General features: G+C 74.6%; 17 protein-coding genes. 13 read left to right on the top strand and 4 right to left on the bottom strand.

Features of this window, described 5'->3' with window-relative positions:
- Positions 1-8 precede the first annotated feature (8 nt).
- From murC to RI554_02405, 9 genes are read left to right on the top strand one after another with little or no spacing between them, the layout of a single operon-like run.
- On the top strand, positions 9-1,388 hold the full coding sequence (gene murC, locus RI554_02445) for a UDP-N-acetylmuramate--L-alanine ligase (GenBank protein ID MDR9390869.1): 1,380 nt from the start codon (positions 9-11) through the stop codon (positions 1,386-1,388).
- Positions 1,385-2,224 (top strand): UDP-N-acetylmuramate dehydrogenase, encoded by an 840-nt coding sequence (locus tag RI554_02440; protein ID MDR9390868.1) that lies wholly within the window; start codon positions 1,385-1,387, stop codon positions 2,222-2,224. Before murC ends, RI554_02440 begins: the two co-directional genes overlap by 4 nt.
- On the top strand, positions 2,203-2,844 hold the full coding sequence (locus RI554_02435; GenBank protein MDR9390867.1) for an FtsQ-type POTRA domain-containing protein: 642 nt from the start codon (positions 2,203-2,205) through the stop codon (positions 2,842-2,844). The genes RI554_02440 and RI554_02435 overlap by 22 nt, the downstream gene beginning before the upstream one ends.
- The gene (gene ftsA / locus RI554_02430) at positions 2,837-4,060 is read left to right on the top strand and encodes a cell division protein FtsA (GenBank protein ID MDR9390866.1); all 1,224 of its coding nucleotides are present in this window, start codon (positions 2,837-2,839) and stop codon (positions 4,058-4,060) included. The genes RI554_02435 and ftsA overlap by 8 nt, the downstream gene beginning before the upstream one ends.
- A 43-nt stretch (positions 4,061-4,103) precedes the next feature.
- A complete protein-coding gene (gene ftsZ, locus RI554_02425; protein ID MDR9390865.1) occupies positions 4,104-5,165 on the top strand; it encodes a cell division protein FtsZ in 1,062 nt (353 codons plus the stop codon).
- A 20-nt stretch (positions 5,166-5,185) separates the two neighbouring features.
- The gene (locus RI554_02420) at positions 5,186-5,716 is read left to right on the top strand and encodes an NUDIX hydrolase (GenBank protein MDR9390864.1); all 531 of its coding nucleotides are present in this window, start codon (positions 5,186-5,188) and stop codon (positions 5,714-5,716) included.
- On the top strand, positions 5,713-6,660 hold the full coding sequence (gene ribF / locus RI554_02415) for a riboflavin biosynthesis protein RibF (protein MDR9390863.1): 948 nt from the start codon (positions 5,713-5,715) through the stop codon (positions 6,658-6,660). Before RI554_02420 ends, ribF begins: the two co-directional genes overlap by 4 nt.
- Before the next feature lies 1 nt (position 6,661).
- A complete protein-coding gene (rlmB, locus tag RI554_02410; protein ID MDR9390862.1) occupies positions 6,662-7,384 on the top strand; it encodes a 23S rRNA (guanosine(2251)-2'-O)-methyltransferase RlmB in 723 nt (240 codons plus the stop codon).
- 16 nt (positions 7,385-7,400) lie between these two features.
- Complete coding sequence (locus tag RI554_02405; protein ID MDR9390861.1) at positions 7,401-9,440, top strand: S9 family peptidase; 2,040 nt, start codon at positions 7,401-7,403, stop codon at positions 9,438-9,440.
- 9 nt (positions 9,441-9,449) lie between these two features.
- Here the strand turns inward: RI554_02405 and RI554_02400 are convergent, their stop codons facing one another.
- Complete coding sequence (locus RI554_02400) at positions 9,450-10,388, bottom strand: hypothetical protein (protein ID MDR9390860.1); 939 nt, start codon at positions 10,386-10,388, stop codon at positions 9,450-9,452.
- Positions 10,389-10,475: 87 nt separating this feature from the next.
- Between RI554_02400 and rpsO the strand changes: the two genes are divergently transcribed.
- The 3 genes from rpsO to RI554_02385 all read left to right on the top strand — a co-directional run bounded on the left by rpsO (position 10,476) and on the right by RI554_02385 (position 14,961).
- Complete coding sequence (gene rpsO / locus RI554_02395) at positions 10,476-10,745, top strand: 30S ribosomal protein S15 (GenBank protein ID MDR9390859.1); 270 nt, start codon at positions 10,476-10,478, stop codon at positions 10,743-10,745.
- A gap of 201 nt (positions 10,746-10,946) precedes the next feature.
- Complete coding sequence (gene pnp / locus RI554_02390) at positions 10,947-13,124, top strand: polyribonucleotide nucleotidyltransferase (protein ID MDR9390858.1); 2,178 nt, start codon at positions 10,947-10,949, stop codon at positions 13,122-13,124.
- A gap of 85 nt (positions 13,125-13,209) precedes the next feature.
- Positions 13,210-14,961 carry a ribonuclease J gene (locus RI554_02385; protein MDR9390857.1) on the top strand — a complete coding sequence of 584 codons (1,752 nt, stop codon included), beginning with the start codon at positions 13,210-13,212 and terminating at the stop codon, positions 14,959-14,961.
- A 67-nt stretch (positions 14,962-15,028) separates the two neighbouring features.
- Here the strand turns inward: RI554_02385 and RI554_02380 are convergent, their stop codons facing one another.
- Positions 15,029-15,643, bottom strand: a complete 615-nt coding sequence (locus RI554_02380; GenBank protein ID MDR9390856.1) for an NUDIX domain-containing protein — start codon at positions 15,641-15,643, stop codon at positions 15,029-15,031.
- A gap of 362 nt (positions 15,644-16,005) precedes the next feature.
- On the opposite strand from RI554_02380, the gene RI554_02375 reads away from it, so the two are divergent.
- Positions 16,006-17,271 (top strand): MFS transporter, encoded by a 1,266-nt coding sequence (locus RI554_02375; protein ID MDR9390855.1) that lies wholly within the window; start codon positions 16,006-16,008, stop codon positions 17,269-17,271.
- 24 nt (positions 17,272-17,295) lie between these two features.
- Here RI554_02375 and RI554_02370 read toward each other — a convergent pair whose 3' ends face one another.
- Entirely contained in the window at positions 17,296-18,825 is a 1,530-nt protein-coding gene (locus RI554_02370; GenBank protein ID MDR9390854.1) for an aldehyde dehydrogenase family protein, read from the bottom strand.
- A partial coding sequence (locus RI554_02365) for an HAD family phosphatase (GenBank protein ID MDR9390853.1) occupies positions 18,822-19,477 on the bottom strand: 656 nt, incomplete at its 5' end. The genes RI554_02370 and RI554_02365, both read right to left, overlap by 4 nt.

The following is a 19,477-nucleotide window of genomic DNA, read 5'->3' as shown; positions in this document are numbered from 1 at the left end:
CGCACCCCGTGAGCCGCCACCTGCACTTCATGGGGATCGGCGGCGTCAGCATGGGCGGCCTCGCCCGCCACCACCACGCCGCCGGCGACCGCGTCTCCGGCTGCGACCTCGCGGACGGCGAGGCGCTCACGGCGCTGCGCGCCGACGGCATCGCGGCGGTCGCCGGGCACGACCCGGCCCACCTCGACGGGGACGCGACGCGCGGTGCGGTCGACGCGCTGGTGGTGAGCGCCGCCGTCGCGGCGGACGCCCCCGAACGGCGCGCCGCGGAGGCGCGCGGCCTCCCGATCCTGCGCCGCATGGACGTCCTCGCCGACCTGTTCGACGCCCACGCGGCACTCGGGGTGACGGGGACGCACGGCAAGAGCACGACGAGCGGCATGCTGGCGACGATCCTGCTGCATGCGGGGCGCGACCCCAGCGTCCAGCTGGGCGCGACGCTGCCGGCGCTGGGCGGCGTCATGCGCTACGGGCACGGCCCGCACCTCGTCGCCGAGGTCGACGAGTCCGACCCCGGCTTCGCCGACCTGCGCGCCACCGTCGCGGTCGTCACGAACCTCGAGGACGACCACGTCGCCGGCGACCACGGCGAGCGACGCACATACCACGCCGCCTACGCCGACCTCGAGGCCGCCACCCGCCGGTTCGCGCGGGGGGCGCGGACGCTGGTCTGGTGCGCCGACTGGCCGGGCCTCGACGCGGTCGTCGCCGGCCACCCCGACGCGGTGCGCTACGGCGAAGCGGCGGACGCCGACTACCGCGTCACGGACCTCGCCCTCGACGGCGAGACCGCCGGCTTCGTCCTCCGCGGGCCCGACGCGACCACCGACGTCGCGCTGCACGTCCCCGGACGCTTCAACGCCCTCAACGCCGCCGCCGCCCTCGCCGCCGCCCACCGCACCGGCGTCCCCCTCGAGGTGGGCGCCGCGGCGTTGGCGGCGTTCCGCGGCGTCGGCCGACGCTGGCAGCGGTGGGGCGACGTGCGCGGTGCGCGCATCGTCGACGACTACGCGCACCACCCGACCGAGGTCGCCGCGACGCTGCAGGCGGCGCGCGCCACGGGGCGCCGCGTCCGCGCGGTCCTGCAGCCCCACCGGTGGGTGCGGACCGCGCGGCACTGGCCGGCGTTGGCCGACGCCGCCGCCGCCGCCGACGAGGTCGTCGTCCTCGACGTCTACGGCGCCGGTGAAGCGACGATCCCCGGCGTGACGCGCGACGCGATCGTCGCGCGCATCCGCGACGCCGGGACGCCCGCCCGGGGCGCCGACCTGCCCGACGCGGTCGCCTACCTCCGCCACGACCTGGCGGACGGTGACCTGGTCCTCACGCTCGGCGCGGGCGACGTCTGGCGGGTCGCGGCCGCCCTCGCCGAGGAGGGGGCGGCGTGACGCCGAACCCGGCGGTGCGGGTCGAGGTCCGCCCCCTCGCGGACTTCACGACGCTCCGCGTCGGCGGGCCCGCCGAGATCTGGCACGTCGACGACGACGCCGGCGTGCGGGACGCGACGACGGAACCGTTCCGCGTGCTCGGGGCGGGCTCCAACCTCCTCGTCGCCGACGGCGGGGTCGACGGCCGCGTCGTGCGGCTCGGGCGCGGCTTCGACGACGGCCGGACGTTCGGGGACGCCGCCGACGTCTGGGTGGGGGCCGCGACGCCCCTCCCCGGCCTCGTGCGGCGCGCGAAGGAGGCGGGCCTGTCCGGCCTCGAGGGCCTCCTCGGGATCCCGGCGATGGTGGGGGGCGCGATCGCAATGAACGCCGGCACCCGCTTCGGGGAGATCGCCGACGTCCTGGTGGAGGTGGACGCCATGATCGACGGGGAGGTCGTGCGCCTCCCCGCCGACGCGCTGCGGTTCGGCTACCGCACCGCCCACCTCCCGCGCGGCGCGGTGCTGCTCCGCGCGCGCCTCCGCCTGACGCCGTCCACGCCCGAGCGGGTGGCGGCCGCCCTCGCGCCGGTCGACGCCGCCCGCGCCGGGCAACCCAAAGCCAAGAGCGCCGGCTGCGCCTTCACGAATCCGCCGGGCGACAGCGCCGGACGCCTCATCGACGCCGCCGGCCTGAAGGGCCTCCGCGTGGGGGACGCGATGGTGTCCCCCGACCACGCGAACTTCGTCGTGAACCTGGGGCACGCCACCGCCGCCGACGTCGACGCCCTCCTCGAGGAGGTGCGCCGGCGCGTGCCGGTCCCCCTCGAGGTGGAGTGGCGTCGTTGGTCGCGCTGACGCCCCCCACCCGGCGTCGCGCCCTCCTGGCCGCCGCGCTGCTCCTGGCGCTGCTGGCAGGCACGCGCGTCACGCCGACCGTGGAACGCATCGAGGTCGTGGGGGCGGACCACCACGCCCCCGCCGACGTCGCGAGGCTCGCGCGCATCGCGCACGGCGACCCGCTGTTGTGGATCACCGCCTGGCGGGTCGACGACCTCGTGCGCGACCCGTGGATCGCGGCGGCCCACGTCGAGCGTCGCTGGCCCGACGCGGTCCGCATCACCGTCGAGGAACGCACGCCGTTCGCCCGCAACGGCACCGCCATGAACGCCGTCGTGTGGGCGGAGGACGGCACGGTCCTGCCGGACGTCGCGGCCCTCGAGCGGGCCGACCTGCCGGTCGTGCGGGGGTGGGGTCCCCCCCGCCGGGAGGAGGCGTTCGCCCTCCTCCGGCTCCTGCGGAACGAGGACCCGAAGGTGATAGAGTACGCGCCAATGGGCTTCACGATCGCCCTGGCCGATCTGCACGTCCGCACCCCGGACCTCGAGGCCCTGCGTCGCGAGTGGGCGGCGGTGCGGGCCGCCGGGTCGGGACGGGTCGCGATCTACCCGTGGGGAGTGAGCGTGGCGGATGAGTGACGAACGCATCCTCGTCGGTCTGGACGTCGGGACGACGAAGGTGACGACGGTGATCGGCGAGATCGCGGGCGACGGCGTCCTCGACGTGATCGGCGAGGGCACCGTCGCGAGCGACGGCATGCGCAAGGGCGTCGTGGCGAACCTCGAGCGGACGGTGCGCTCGATCCGCGCGTCGGTGGACGCCGCGGAACGCGTCGCCGGCGTCGAGGTGGCCTCCGTCTGGTTGGGGGTCGGCGGTCCGCACCTGACGTCGTTCACCAGCCACGGGATGGCCGCCATTCGGCGGGGGCAGGAGGTCACCCGCGCCGACCTCGAACGCACGATCGACAACGCCCGCGCCGTCCCGATGGAGCAGGACGTCGAGCTGCTGCACGTCATCCCGCAGGAGTACGTCGTCGACGGCAACGACGGCATCAAGGACCCGGTCGGCATGAGCGGCGTCCGCCTCGAGGTCGACGTCCACGTCGTCGCCGGCCAGCGCGGTCCGCTCGCGAACCTGCGCCGCGCCGTGGAGGACGCCGGCATGGCGGTCGACGGGCTCGTCGTCCAGTCGCTCGCCTCGAGCCTCGCGGTGCTCGGCGACGCGGACGAGGACGTCACGACGTTGGTCATCGACGTCGGGGGCGGCACGACCGACGTCGCCGTCGTGCGGCGCGGCGTCCTGGCGCACGCCGCGGTCCTGCCGGTCGGCGGCGACCACGTGACGCAGGACATCGCGCAGCTGCTTCGCATCCCGCCCGACGAAGCGGAACGCGTCAAACGCCTGCACGGCGTCGCGCAACCGGAGCTCGCCGACCGCGACGTCGTGCTGGAGGTCGCCAACCCCGGCTACACCGCCAGCCTCTCCACGTTCGAGTTGGCGCAGGTCGTCAAGCCCCGCATGATGGAGATCCTGGACCTCGCCAAACGCGAGGTCGAGACCCACCTCGGGGCGTTGGAACTCAACGCCGGGCACGTGGTGTTGACCGGCGGCGGGAGTCGCCTCGCCGGCGCGGAGCCGCTGGCCGCGGAACGCCTCCGCCTCCCGGTCCGCATCGCCGGGCCGCAGGGGGTGTCGGGCCTCACCGACGTGGTGTCCGCCCCGACCCACGCGACCGCCGTGGGCCTGGTCCGCCACGCCACGCGGCATGCGGCGCCGCCCGCACCGACCCGCGGCGCGGGCGACGCCCCCGCCGCATGGAAGCGCTTGCGGACGCTGCTCAAGGATTTCTTCTGATGGTTCGTCCGGCCGCCGTGGGCGCCGGCGACGGGAGGCAGGCATGAGATACGACGACAACGCCGTGATTCGCGTCATGGGCCTCGGGGGGGGCGGCAACAACGCCGTCAACCGCATGATCGAGACCGGCCTGATCGGCGTGGAGTTCATCGCCGCGAACACCGACGCGCAGGTCCTGGCCACCAGCTTGGCGGACACCCGCATCCAGTTGGGCGACCACCTCACGAAGGGGCTGGGGGCGGGCGCCAACCCGGAGGTCGGCGAGAAGGCCGCCCTCGAGGACCGCGACCGCATCGGCGAAGTGTTGGCCGGCAGCGACCTCGTGTTCCTCACCGCCGGCATGGGCGGCGGGACCGGGACGGGCAGCGCACCGGTCGTCGCCGAGGTCGCCCGCGAGGTCGGGGCCCTCACCGTCGCGGTCGTCACGACCCCCTTCAAGTTCGAGGGCCCCAAACGGGGGCGGCAGGCGGACGAGGGCCTCGCGAAGCTCGAGCGGCACGTCGACGCGTTGATCGTGGTGGAGAACGAACGCCTGTTGTCCGCCCTGGACCGCAAGACGAAGCTCTCCGACGCGTTCCGGGTCGCCGACCGCATCCTCTACCACGGGGTGCGCGGCATCAGCGACGTCATCAACGTGCCCGGCATGATCAACGTCGACTTCGCCGACGTCAAGACCCTCCTGGAGGGCGCCGGCACCGTCTTGATGGGGATCGGTGCGGGCCGCGGCGAACGCATCGCGGAGGAGGCCGCGACGTCGGCGACGCAGTCGCCGCTGCTGTCGCGCGGCGTGGAAGGCGCCCGCAGCCTGTTGATCAACGTCACCGGCTCCGACGAACTGACGTTGTTCGACGCGCAGGAGATCGTCGAGCGGATCAGCGAAGCGACGGACGTCGAGGACGTCAACGTCCTGTTCGGCATCACGCACGACGAGGACGCCGCCGACGAGGTCCGCGTCACCGTCATCGCCGCCGGGTTCGACGAACCCCGATCGACGCGCGTGCTGCGCCCCTCGGACCTCCGCGGGGACGCCATGCGCAGCGGCGTCGATCCCGGCAACTACGACATCCCGGCGTTCCTGCGCTACCAGCCCGACGGGGACGCCTGACGCCCCGCGCGACGCGCACCGTGCCGACCCCGGACGCCGAACCGACGACCGCGGGCGCCACCACCGTGTGGCGCGGCCGGATCGTGGCGATGGAGGTCCTCGCGAACGGGTACGAGGTCGCCCGCCACGCGCCGGCGGTCGCCGTGCTCGTCGAACGCCCCAGCGACGGCTTCGTGCTCGGCGTCGAGCAGGTGCGGCCCGCCATCGACGCGCGCACGTGGGAGCTGCCGGCGGGATTGATCGACCCCGGCGAAACGCCCACCGACGCCGCCGCCCGCGAACTGGCCGAGGAGACGCAACGCTGCGGCACCCTGGCGTACGTCACGCGCCTGTACGTCTCCCCCGGCTTCACCGACGAGGTGGTGCACCTGTTCGAAGCGACCGACGTCGTGCCCTGCGACGGCGTACCCGACGAGGGCGAGGACCTGCGCATCGCGTGGCGCGACCCGCGCGCGGCGTGGGACGCCGTCGCGGACGGCCGCCTCGCGACGAGCGGCGTGACGCTGCTCGGCCTGCAACGCACCCTCGCGCGGCGCGGCGACGCCCCGTGAACGGCCCGCCGCCCGGTCCGCCACCGCTGCGGCGGTCGCTGCACGACGTCCGCGCGCGCGGCGCGGTCGTGGCGATTGGCAACTTCGACGGCGTCCACCGCGGCCATCACGCCCTCCTGCAGCGCATGCGGGACGACGCCCGCACGGCGGGCCGCCCATCGCTGGTCGTGACGTTCTTCCCCCCCGCGAAGGTCGTGTTCACCGGCGCGCCCTACCTCGCCGGCGAGCGCGAGAAACACCGGCTCCTCGCCGCCTACGCCCCCGACGAGATCGTCGTGCAACCGTTCGACGCCGCGTACGCCGCCACCCCCCCCGAGGCGTTCCTCGAGGCGCTCCGGACGCTGGCGCCCGCGACGTTGATCGTCGGGGAGGACTTCCGCTTCGGTCGCGACCGCGCCGGCGGCCTCGAGGAGCTCCAGCACGTCCCCGACCGCCTCGAGGTCGTGCGCCTCGTGCACGACGACGACGGCGTGATCAGCAGCAGCCGCATCCGCGCCGCCCTCGAGCGCGGCGACCTCGCCACCGCGCAGGCGCTGCTCGGCGGGCCGTACCTCGTGATGGGGACGGTCGTGCCGGGCGACGCGCGCGGCCGTACGATCGGCGTGCCGACCGCGAACGTCGCGGTGCCCGACGGGAAGGCCCTCCCGCTCGGCGTGTTCGCCGTCACCGTGGAGACGCCCGCCGGCACGTTCGGAGGCATGGCGAACGCCGGGCCGCGCCCCACGGTCGGGGACGCGCGCGCCACCCTCGAGGTGCACCTGTTCGACGTCGACCTCGACCTGTACGGCGCGGACCTCGCGGTGTTCGTGCACGCCCACCTGCGGGGCCAACGCCGCTTCGACGGCCTCGACGCCCTGAAGGCCCAACTCGCCGCCGACGCCGACGCCGCCCGCCACGCCCTGCGGGCCCGCGGCCTCCCGGCCGGCGACGTGCGGGAGGCCTGACGTGTGGATCTACGGACGCAACCCCGTCGCCGAAGCGCTCGAGCAGGGCCAGGTCGAACGGCTCCTGCTGGCCGAGGGCGTCCAGCGCGGCCGCGTCGCGCCGCTCGAGAAGGCCGCCCGCCGGGCCGGCATCCCCATCGACCGTGTCCCCCGCATCGACCTGGACGCGGCACTCGGGACGACCGCGCACCAGGGCGTCGCCGCGGAACTCCCCGAGCTCGACCACCAACCGCTCGACGCCGCGTTCGCGCGCGCCGAGGCGGCGGACGAACCGCTGTTGCTGGTGCTGCTCGATCACGTGCAGGACCCCCGCAACTACGGCGCGATCATCCGCAGCGCCGAGGTGCTCGGCGCGCACGGCGTCGTCACCGAAGCGCGGCGCAGCGCACCGCTCTCCGCGGTCGTCGCGAAGACCGCGGCGGGCGCCGCCAGCCTCCTGCCGCTCGTGCAGGTCGCGAACCTCGGGAACCTCATCCGGGACCTCAAGAAGCGCGGGACGTGGATCTACGGCGCCGACCACCACGCGGCGGAGGCCCCCGACCGGCTCGACTGGCGGCGGGACGTCGCCCTCGTCATCGGCGCGGAGGGGCGCGGCCTCCGCCGCGTCGTGCGGGAGGCGTGCGACGCGACGGTCGCCATCCCGACGTACGGTCGCATCGACACCCTGAACGCGTCCGTCGCCGCCGGCGTGCTGCTGTACGCCGCTCGGCGAGGGCGCGCCTGACCCCCGAGGAGGTCCCATGCCGTCCCCATCCGAACGCCTCGAGGCGTACCACCTCCGCGACCTGACGTTCCTCTCCGACCCGCAGCTCGCGCCGGACGGCGCGAGCGTCTTCCTGGTCCGCACCCGCATCCACGACGCGCCCGACGGGACGCCCGGCTACCGCTCGGAGGTCGTCGAGGTCGACGTCGCCGGCCCCGACGCCCAGGAGGACGGCGACGCACCCGCCCGCCTCGTGGCGGGCGGCGCCGCGAGCGACGACGGCCGCAGCGACGCCCGCCGGCCCCGCCCGTCGCCCGACGGGCGGTGGTTGGCGTTCCTCGCCGACGTCCCCGACCCGGCGGCCGACGACGCGTCCCGCCGCACGACGCAGGTCCGCATCCTCGACCGCGAGCGCGGCGGCGCGCCCGTGACCCGCACCGCCTTCGCGGGCGGCGCGAGCGACGTCGCGTGGCACCCGAGCGGCGCGACGTTCGTCGCCCTCGGGCGCGACGTCGCGCCCGAGGGCGGCGAAGGCGACGTCGTCGCACGCACCGTCGAGCGGCTGCACGCCAAGGAGGACGGCCGCCCCGCCCCCGGCGTCCGGCCCGAGGGCCGGACCGGTCTCGCGTGGGGGCGCCCCGACCGCACCGACGTGCACCCCCTCGACGGGCCCGCGGACGGCGTGAGCGACGCCCGGTTCGCACCCGACGGCGGGACGCTTTGGGTGTTCGGCCCCGCCGACGTCGCCGAGGGCGACGCCTTCCGCACCAGCCTCTGGCGCCTCGACGTCGGCGCGGACGGCGTCCCGCACGGCGCCCCCGCGCGGGTCGCGGCGGGCCTCCTGCAGGCACGCGCCCTGAGCGTCGGACCGAACGACGCCCTCGCGTGGCTCGCCCCGAGCGACCCCGACGACCTCGCGGCGCCCGTGGGCCTGTGGACCTGGTCGCCGGCGCACGACGGCCCGACGCTCGTGACCGACCCCGACGTCGACGCCGCGCCGTCGGTCGGGGGCGACGCGCGGTACGGCGCGTACGAGGCGCGCCCCGTCTTCACGCCCGGCGGGATCGTCGTGATCCACAACCGCGCCGGGTCGGCCGTCCCGGCCCGCGTCGGGCCCGACGGGGACGTCGAGGACCTGCAACCGCCGGGCCGGGTCACGACCGCCTTCGCGCACGCGTCGGGCACGACCCTCGCACTGCAGGAGACGCCGGCCCGCCCGGGGCACCTCGTGCGCCTCGACCCCGACCGGAGCGCCACCGTGCGGTACGACCCGAACGCCGCGTTCGTCGCGCGGTTCGACCTGCGCGACGCCGACGGCCCCCTCGAGGCGCCCAGTGGCGGGGGGCCGGTCCCGTGGTGGCGGCTTCGCCCCCACCGCCGCCGCCGCGACGGCGCGATCGTGCTGCAGGTGCACGGCGGACCGCACACGAACGCCGGGTTCGGGTTCGCCTTCGAACACCACCTGCTGACCGCCCGGGGGTACGCCGTCGCCTTCGCCAACCCCCGCGGCAGCAGCAGCTACGGCGAAGCGTGGGCGACGGCGATGATCGGCGGGTACGGCACCGTCGACGCCGACGACGTCCTCGCCGTCGCCGACGCCGCGCAGGCCACGTCGCCGGTCGACGCGCCCCCCGTGCACCTGACGGGTGGGTCGTACGGCGGCTTCATGACGAACTGGTTGGTGGGGCGCACCGACCGCTTCGCCAGCGCCGTCACGCAACGCAGCATCGCCCACTGGGCGTCGTTCTACGGCACGAGCGACATCGGCTACCGCTTCGCGGAGCAGGAGGTCCGCGGCACCCCGTGGAACGACCCGGAGGTGTTGTGGCGGCAAAGCCCGCTGCGGTGGGTCGCGAACGTCACGACCCCGATCCTGATCCTGCACGCCGACGCCGACCACCGCTGCCCCGTCGAGCAGGCCGAACAGTGGTTCGTGGCGCTGAAGCGGATCGGGAAGGCCGACGTCAAGTTCGTGCGGTTCCCCGAGGAGGGCCACGAACTGTCGCGGTCGGGCCGACCCGACCGGCGGGTGCGACGCCTCGAGGAGATCGTCGCCTGGTTCGAAACGCACCCCTGACGCCGACCGTCAGGGTAGCGGCACGTCGGCGGGGGTGCGGAGGCGCGCCAGCGCGGCGTCCGCCTCCGCTCGGGCCGCCCGCGCCGCCGGCCCCGTCCGCCCGGCGGCCCACGCGCGCGCCGCGGTGGCGTCGAGCCGCGCGCACGCCAGCAGGACCGCCGCGTCGAGGGGGGCGGGGCCGCCCGCCGCGGCGTACGCCGCGAGGACCGTCCGCGCGGCGTCGGGCGCGGCGTGGAAGGTGACGACGAGGCGAGCGAGATCGACGTCGGGGAGGTCGGCGCGCGCGTGCTCGAAATCGAGGACGGCGACGCGCCCGCCCCCCACCACCCGCCAGTTGTGCGGGCCGGCGTCGCGGTGCGCGAGGTGCCGCACCCGACCGACCAGCGACGCCCGGGCCGCCGCCAACGCCCCCCGGGTGCGGGCCGCCTCCCCCCCGTCGGGGGCGCCGCGCAGGGCCGCGTCCGCGCGCCGGCGCAGCGCCGCCTCGACGGGAAGCGGGTCGTGCCCCGCGACCGGCGCGTGGTGCAGGGCGGCCAGGAACGCCCCGACGCCCTCGAGAACGGCGGTGGGTGGGACGTCCGGGGGCTGCGGCGCGGGGTCGCCCGGCACGAAGCCGGTCACCAGCCGGGGGGACGGCGCCTCCGCCGCCGCGAGCAGGGTGGGAGCCGCCCGAGCCGCCGGCCGGGACGCGGCGACCGCGTCGAGGGCGCGGTGCGTGGCCACCTCGCGGCGGTGCTTGGCGAGGTCGGCGTGCCGCTTGAGGACCGCCAGCGGGCCCGACCGCCCGTCGAGCCGGTGGACGGCGGCCGCCCCGGGGGCGGCGCGGGGCGAGGGGAGCGGGGTCCACGCCACGACCCGTCGCCCGAGGGCGGCCTCGAGCCACGCGCGGAGGTCGGCCGGGGGCGCGTCGGAGGCGTCGGGAGGCGGGGGGCGACGCCGGCCGTGCATCGTGCTAGCATAGCGGCCGGTTGGCGCGATCGCGATCGTTCTCTGTCCGCATCCGATCCCGTCGCCGCAATTTGAAGGGAGTCCCTCATGGCCATCGACGCTCAGAAGAAGCGCGAGATCGTGGAACGGTTCGGTCGCGACGCGACGGACACGGGATCCACCCGCGTGCAGATCGCGTTGCTCACCGCACGCATCGACGACCTCGCCGCGCACCTGAAGACGAACAAGAAGGACCACCACGGCCGACGCGGCCTCCTCGTGATGGTCGGCAAGCGCAAGCGCCTGCTCGGCTACCTCGAGAAGACCGACTTCGACGGCTACAAGGCGCTGATCGGCGAACTCGGTCTACGCCGCTGACGTGACGCCCGAGCGCGCGACCCTCCCGCCCGGTTCGCCGCTCGGCGCGACGCCCCGGAACGTCGGGACGTCCCGGCCCCGCGCCGGCGTCCCCTTCGCCGTCCCCCCGGCCCGCCGGGGGGACGGTTCCCTTGACCCACCCCGGGTCCGGCCCGTCGCCAGGGGGCGGCAGGTCGACGCACGCACGACGAAGGAGAGCTCGTGAACATTCCCGAAGGCCGCCGCTACGTCACCCAACTGGGGGGACGCGACCTGATCCTCGAGACCGGCAAGTACGCCAAACAGGCGTCGGGCAGCGTCACCGTCCGCTACGGCGACACGGTCGTCCTCGTCACCGCGCAGATGCAGGACGAGGCGAAACCGATCCCGTTCCTGCCCCTCACCGTGGATTACGAGGAGAAACACTACGCGATCGGCAAGATCCCCGGCTCGTTCCTGCGGCGCGAGGGGCGTCCCGGGGCGCAGGCCACCCTCAACGCCCGCATCACCGACCGGCAGATCCGTCCGCTGTTCCCGAAGGACCTGCGCAACGAAACGCAGGTGATCATCACCGTCCTCTCCGCCGATCAGGAGCACGACCCCGCCCCGCTCGGGGCGATCGGCGCGTCGGCCGCCCTCGCGATCAGCGACATCCCCTGGAACGGTCCGACCGCCTGCCATCACGTCGGGTACGTCGACGGCGCGTACGTCATCGCCCCCACCCTGCAGCAGCTCGCCGAGGGGGACCTGGCGTTGACGGTCGCCGCCAGCGAGGATGCGGTGTTGATGGTCGAGGCGTCGGCGAACGAACTGCCGGAGTCCACGATGGTCGGCGCGATTCAGTTCGCGCAAGAGGCGCTCGCCCCCGTCATCGCCACGATCCAACGCATGCGCGACGAGATCGGCCAACCCACGAAGGCGTACCAGGGCACGACGCCGGTCCCGGAGGCGGACGTCGCGGCGGTCACCGAAGCGGCGAAGGCCGCCGGCCTCGCCGACGTCCTGCGCACCCCCGGCAAGCACGAACGCGCCGACGCGACGAAGGCGCTGCGCGACCGGGTGATCGACGACCTCGTCGGCGACCTCGAGGGGGACGCCGCCGACGCGCGCCGCGCGACGTTGAAGGACGCCTTCGGGAAGGCCGAAGCGGCGGTGATGCGCGAGATGGTCCTCGACGAGCGGGTGCGGACCGACGGTCGAGCGCCCGACGCGATCCGGCCGATCTGGATCGAGACCGGCGTGCTGCCCATGGCGCACGGGTCCGCGGTGTTCACGCGCGGCGAGACGCAGGTGCTCGCCACCACGACGCTCGGCACCGGCCGCGACAACCGTCTGGTGGACGACCTCGGCCTCGAGTCGACCGAGGAGTTCATGCTGCACTACAACTTCCCGCCCTACTCGACGGGCGAGGTCAAGCGGATGTTCGGGACGTCCCGCCGTGAGCAGGGGCACGGCAACCTGGCGCGGCGCGCCCTCGTGCGGCAGGTCCCCAGCAGCGACGACTTCCCGTACGTGATCCGCTGCGTCGGCGAGACGCTCGAATCGAACGGTTCCTCCTCGATGGCGACGGTCTGCGCCACGACGCTGTCGCTGATGGACGCCGGCGTGCCGCTGCGCGCACCGGTCGCGGGCATCGCGATGGGCCTCGTCAAGGAGGGGGAGCGCTACGAGGTCCTCAGCGACATCCTCGGTAGCGAGGACGCCCTCGGGGACATGGACTTCAAGGTGACCGGCACCGAACGGGGCGTCACCGCGCTGCAGATGGACATCAAGATCGCCGGCATCGATGCGGACGTCATGACCGCCGCCCTCGACCGGGCGCGCGACGGACGGCTGCACATCCTGGGCCTCATGCGCGAAGCGCTGCCCGCCCCCCGCAGCGAACTCGCGGCCCGCGCGCCGCGCATCGAGACGGTGCAGATCCCGAGCGACAAGATCGGGACCGTCATCGGGCCCGGCGGGAAACAGATCCGGGAACTCGAGGCGCTCGGCGCGAAGGTCGAGATCGAGGAGGAGGGCCTCGTACGGATCTACACCGACGAGGGCAGCGTCGCCGACGAGGTGAAACGCCGGATCGAGGCGTTGACCGAAACGCCGGAGGTCGGCAAGACCTACGCGGGCAAGGTCGTCAAGATCGTCGATTTCGGGGCGTTCGTGAACCTGTTCCCCGGCACCGACGGGCTGCTGCACATCAGCCAGGTCGCCGAAGGCCGCGTCGAGACCGTGTCCGACCACCTGAGCGAAGGCGACGCGATCCAGGTGAAGATCAACGCGATCGACGACCGCGGCAAGATCGACCTGGTCCGCCCCGAACTCGAAGGCATCGTCGCCCCCCGCGCCCCGAAGCGCGGCGGGGGGGGCGGCCCACGTCGCGAGGGGCGCGGACCGCGCCGCGACTGACCGCACGGGGCGGCGCCCGCCGCCCCGTCGCGCCACGCAGGCCCGACCGTGAGGTCCGAGGCCGCGGGCGCACGAACGAGGAGACATGAGCGAAACGAAACCGAACGCACCGAGAAAACGCAGTGGCGGCAGTCGCCGCGGCGGTCGTCGCCGCGGCGGGGGCGGCGGCCGCTCCAAGAACGCCGGTCCGTCCGACGCCATCCGCATCATTCCGTTCGGCGGGATGGGCGAGATCGGCAAGAACATGTTCGCCTTCGAATACGGCGGCGACATCCTGATGGTCGACGGCGGCCTGGCGTTCCCCGACGCCGACATGCTGGGCGTCGACCTGTTGGTCCCGAAGGTCGATTGGTTGATCGAGAACATCGACCGCGTCAAGGGCTGGGTCCTCACGCACGGTCACGAGGACCACATCGGGGGGCTCCCCTACATCCTCAAGCAGCTCCCCCGGAAGATCCCGATGTACGGCGCGAAGTTGACGTTGGGGCTGCTGCGCGGGAAGTTCGACGAGTTCAAGTTGACCGAGGGCGACGTCGACCTGCGCGAGATCACGCCCGACGACCGCATCAAGGTCAGCGACCACTTCACCGTCGACTTCTTCCGCATGACGCACTCGATCCCCGACAACAGCGGGTTGATCATTCACACGCCCATCGGGCGGATCGTGCACAGCGGCGACTTCAAGCTCGATTACCACCCCGCCGACGGCAAGACCAGCCACCTCGCGAAGATCGCGGCGGCCGGCGCGGAGGGCGTCCTGCTGCTGCTGTCGGACTCCACGAACGGGGAGCGGCCCGGCTTCACGCCGTCGGAACGCGACGTCATGATGGCGGTCGACGACCTCGTCGGGAAGGCCCCCGGCCGCGTGATCGTCACGACGTTCTCGAGCCACGTGCACCGCATCCAGAACTTCGTGCGGGTCGCGGAAGCGCACGGGCGCCGCGTCGCGGTCGAGGGCCGCAGCATGGTGAAGGCCACCCGCATCGCGCAGGAGCTCGGCTACCTCGAGAGCAAGCAACCGATCCTCAGCATGGATCAGGTGGCGGAGATGAAGAGCGACCGCCTGGTGATCATCACGACGGGCAGCCAAGGCCAACCGATGGCGGCGTTGTCGCGCCTCGCGGCCGGGACGCACCGCAAGGTGGAGCTGCAGAACGACGACACGATCATCATGTCCAGCAACCCGATTCCGGGGAACGAAGAGGCCGTCAACCGCGTCATCAACCAGCTGTACGAGCGGGGCGTGAAGGTCCTCTACCCCCCCAAGTACAAGGTGCACGCCTCCGGGCACGGCAGCCAAGAGGAACTCAAACTCATCCTCGATTTGGCGCGCCCGAAGTACTTCATTCCGTGGCACGGGGAGCCCCGCCACCAGGTGAACCACGCGTGGTTGGCGGAGTCGATGCCGCGCCCCCCGAAGAAGACCGTCATCCCCACGAACGGTTCGATCCTGGAGCTGAGCGAGGACGACCTGAAGGTCACCGGCGAGATCGAGGGGGGCGTCGTCTACATCGACTCGATGGGGCGCAGCACCGACGAGATCCAGGAGCCGATCATCCGCGACCGCCAGACGCTGTCGAGCGAGGGGGTGGTCGTGATCATGGGCCTGATGGGCAAGAAACCGTCGGCGGAGGTCATCGTGCGCGGCGTCGCCGGCGCGGACGACGCGATGAAGAAGGAGGTGACCCGCCTCACGGTCGAGGCGCTCGCGAAGGGCAAACGCGAGAAGCGGCGCCTCTCCGACGTCCGCGACGACATCTTCTACCCCGTCCGCCGCTACCTCCGCAAAGCGACGGGCCGCACGCCGTTGATCGTCCCGACCGTCGTCGAGAACTGACGCCAGGTCCTCGACGCGAGCGACGGCGCGCCCTCGGGCGCGCCGTTCGCGTGGGGTGGCGCGCCCCTCAGGCCCGCCACCAGGCCTCGAGCCAGGCCAGCTCCTCGAGCGTGCCGACGCGCCCCTCCTCGATGCGGTCGGCGGCGTGCAGCAGGGCGCCTGCGGGCCGGCCCTGCGCGTCGCGCCCCTCCGCCGCCGCCGGCACGTCGTCGCGCCACCAGGCGAGCAGCCGCGCGAACGACACCGCGTAGACCGCCGTCACCTCGTCCGGTGCGAGCCGCACGTCCGCCAACGTCCGGTCGGTCCGGTGCACCGCCACGGTCTGCACCTCGCGGTCGGTGGCGTCCGGGTACCGCCGTTCGCTACGGACGGTGCCGAGCACCTCGACGTCGGGGGGCTCCAGCACGAGCCCCAGCTCCTCGTCCGCCTCACGCAGCGCCTCGACCCACGCCTCGCCCGCCGCGAGGTGCCCCCCGACCGCGACGTCGACCTTGCCGGGCGCGAGGTCCTTCGCCGCGCTGCGGCGTTGCAGCCACACGCGGTCGTCGCCGTCCACGATCCAGACGTGGAGCGCCGCGTGCCACATGCCGTCGCGGTGGACGTCGTCACGCGCTGCGGTCGCCCCGGTCGGGCGGCCGGCCGCATCGAGGACGTCGAAGGTCTCCCGCCCGTCGGTCGTCACCCCCCGAGGCTACCAGCGGCGGCGCCGCGACCGCAGGTGCGCCGCGTCCCCGACGGGCGTGACGGCGCGGGCCGGGCGGGGGGTTGACCCCGTGACGGGCCCGTGGGTAGATTTCGCGCCGGCCGCCGGATCGGGCCCCCGGACGCGGGGGTGCGCGCCACGACCCTCCACCCTTTCGTCTCCGTAAAGTCGAGCCTGCGCATGAACCAGTGTTCGGGTGTTCGCCGCCTCCGCGGCGCGTCCCCCTCGTGCGTCGAGCCGTCGCCGTGGGTCCCCGTCGGGCCCCTCGCGACGCCCCCCTTCGTGTCCCTCCCGGCGCCCGCCCCGTGGGCGGCGCCGTCCCCCCTCGACCGGAGCCGGTGATGCGCGCCGCGTTGCTGCGCCGCCGGCACGCGCTCGTGCTCGGCGGCGGTCGCCTCGTGGCGTTCGCCGCCCTCGCGCACGTCGTGAACGACGCGTTCGTGTACGGCCTCCCGGTGTTCCTGCCCGGCATCCAACTGCGCTTCGGGTGGGGCGAGGCGACCCTCGCGAGCCTCGTGACGCTCGTCGCGATCGCGTCGAACGTCGCGCAGGGCGTCAGCGGGACGCTCGTCGACCGGTGGGGCCGCCGCCGCAGCGCCGCGGTCGGGGTGCTGACGGTCGCGGTCATGATCTCGCTCGTGCCCAGCATCGAGCACCCGTTCCTCCTCGTCGCGGTCCTCGTGGCGGGCGGGTTCGGCTCCGCCCTGTTCCACCCCGCCGCCGCCGCGCTCGTCCGGTCGACCGGGGGCGGCGCCACCGCCCTCGGGATCTACGGGGCGGGGGGACCGATCGGCGTGGCGCTCTTCCCCGTCGCGGCGTTGGCGTTGCTCGAGGTTGCGGGCCCCGAAGGCGTCCTCGTCCTCGCGTGGGGCGGCGTCCTCGCCGCCCTCGGGTTCCTGGCGTTCGTCCCGCACCAACCGCCCGCCCCGCGCCCTCCGCGCGGCGTCCGCGGGACCCGCGGGTGGGGGCGCCCCCCGAGCATCGACACGACGCTCCTGCGGGGTCGGTCGGGGGCGCTCCTGACCATCGGGACGCTGCAAGCCACCGCCGACCTCACGTTCCTCTCGTCGCTTCCGCTCCTGATGACCGGTCGGTGGGGCCTCGAGACGACGTCGCCGTGGTTGGCGGCGGGCCTCGCCGCCTACCAGTTGGCGGCGGCGGCCGGCTCGATGGGGATCGGCCTGATCGACGCCCGCTGGCCCCGCCGGTGGGTGGTCGCGGGCAGCTTCGTGGCGGCCGGCCCGTTCCTGACCGCGACGCTGATCCTGCCGCCGACCACCGCGGCGTTCCTCGTCGCCGCGGCGTTCGCCGGCGCGTTCACCAGTTCGGTGATCCCCCTCCTGATCGCGCAGGCGCAGGACGAAGCGCCGGACCGGCTCGGGGCGGCGACCGGCATGCAGGTCGGCGTCACGTGGGGCTTGGCCGGCATCGCCTACCTCGGGGTCGGCGTCCTGCAGCAGGCGTTCGGCGTCACCGCCGCGATGGCGGTCGCCTACGCCGCGCTGGTGCCCGCCCTCCTGCTGGCGCTCCGGGCGGTGCGGCACGTCCCCACCCCCGCCGACGCCGAACCGGTCGCGCCGCTCCCGGCGTTGGAGGCGCCCGCCTGACGGTGGGCGCACCCCGGGCGGGCGTCAGCGCTCGTCGCCGCCGAACCAGTCGGCGCCGGCCGGCTCGAGGGTCCAGTAGAGGTGCTTCGGCTCCTGGTACTCCGCGAGGCCCTCGCGACCCAGTTCGCGCCCGACGCCGCTCTCCCCGAAGCCGCCCCATGGCGCTTCGGGGTAGTAGGGGTGGAAGTCGTTGATCCAGACCGTGCCGAAGCGAAGGCGTTTCGCGAGCCGCATGGCGCGCGCCGCGTCGCGGGAGAACACGCCGGCCGCAAGCCCGCTGCGGGTGCTGGAGGCGACGGCGTACGCCTCGTCGTCGTCACGGAACGTCTCCACCGTCAGGACCGGCCCGAAGATCTCCTCCGACGCGACGCGTCCGTCGTGCGGCAGTCCGGTCAGGACCGTCGGCTCCAGGAAGGTCCCCCCGGCGAACCGTGCGTCGGGGGGGCGTCCCCCACCGAGCCGTAGGGTCGCGCCCTCCTCGAGGGCCAGGCGGACGTAGCCCTCGACCTTCGCGAGGTGCTCGGGCGAGATGACCGGCCCCATTTCGGTGCCGTCCTCCCAGCCGAACCCGAGACGAATGCGCTTCGCGCGGTCCAGGATCCGCTCGACGAGGGCGTCGTGGACCGCCTCGTGCACCAGGAGCCGCGAGCCGGCGGAGCACACCTGCCCGGCGTGGAAGAACACGGCGTTGAGGGCGTGGTCGGCGGCGAGGTCGAGGTCGGCGTCGTCGAGCACGACGTTCGGGTTCTTGCCGCCCAACTCGAGCGCGACGCGGGTGACGTTCCGGGCGGCGGCCGCCGCGATCGCGCGGCCCGTCACGATGCCGCCGGTGAACGACACCAGGTCGACGCGGGGGTCCTCCGTGAGGGCCGCCCCGACGGTCGCGCCCGCCCCCGTCACGAGGTTCGCGACGCCGTCCGGGAGGCCGGCCTCCTGCAGCATCTCGGTGATGCGGAGGCTGGTGAGGGGCGTGAGTTCGCTGGGTTTCAGCACGAACGTGCAGCCCGCCGCCAGCGCCGGCGCGATCTTCCACGAGGCCTGCAGCAGCGGGTAGTTCCACGGCGTGATCATGGCGACGACGCCGACCGGGTCGTGGACGGTGAGGCTCACCGCGCCGCTGGGGACGGGGTTGACGTCGCCCCGCCTCGTGCGGGCCTCCGCCGCGTAGTAGCGGAACACCTGCGCGATCTGGTCCATGTCGTCGCGACTCTCGCTCAGGGTCTTGCCGGTATCGAGCGTCTCGAGCCACGCCAGGTCGTCGCGTTCGCGTTCGATGGCGTCGGCGACGCGCTCCAGGAGGCGGGCGCGTTCCTGCACCGGCGCGTGTGGCCACGGCCCGTGATCGAATGCGGCGCGGGCGGCGGCGATCGCGTCGGCGGCGTCGGTCGCCTCCGCTTCGGGGGCCTCCATCAGCCGGCGTCCGGTGGCGGGGTCGTGCACTGCGCGCGTCGCACCGTTCGCGGCGGGCCGGCGGGCGCCGCCGACGTGCAGGGCCGGCTCGGGCAGGGCGGGCGCGCCGGGGAGGTGCGTCGGGTCCGGCGGGGTGGGGGTCATGGGGCCTCCTTCGGGGCGCCGGACGGGGCGGCGCCGGGGTGCGCGACCCCCGAGTCTCGCACGAGGTCCGGCCGCCACGCGGCGAACGACGCCACCACGTGCGGCGTGACGCGTCGCGCGGCGGCGGGATCGAGCTCGCCGTGCGTGAGGAGGACGCAGGTGGCGCCCGCCGCGACCGCGGCGCGCGCGCCGGGCAGGCTGTCCTCCACCGCCAGCGTCCGGTCCGGCGCGACGCCCAACCGGGCGACGGCGGCGAGGTAGGGGTCCGGCGCCGGTTTCCCGCGCGGGACGTCGCCGGCGGAGATCCGCACGGGGAGCGCCGCGCCGAACGCGTGGGGGGCGAGCGTGGCGCGGATGGCGGCGTGGGGCGCGTTCGAGACGACGGCGCGCGGGTGGTCGCGTTCGGCGAGGTGGGCGACGAGCGCGGCGGCGCCGGGCCGGGCGGGGGTCCGCGTGAGGGCGTCCGCGACGGCGGCCTCGATCTCGGTGGCGAGGTCGTCGCGGGCGGCCGGGACGCCGTAGCGGCCCCGGAGGGCGTCCAGCAGTGCGTGGACGTCGAGGCCGTGCAGGTCGGTGCGGGCCGCCTCGGGCAGCGTCACGCCGTAGCGGGCCGCGACGCGGCGTTCGGCGTCGAACCAGGCGCCCTCGGTAT

It is taken from the genome of Trueperaceae bacterium (assembly GCA_031581195.1).
In the GTDB taxonomy this organism is placed as follows: Bacteria; Deinococcota; Deinococci; order Deinococcales; family Trueperaceae; genus SLSQ01.
This window is presented reverse-complemented; position numbering and strand designations above follow the sequence as displayed.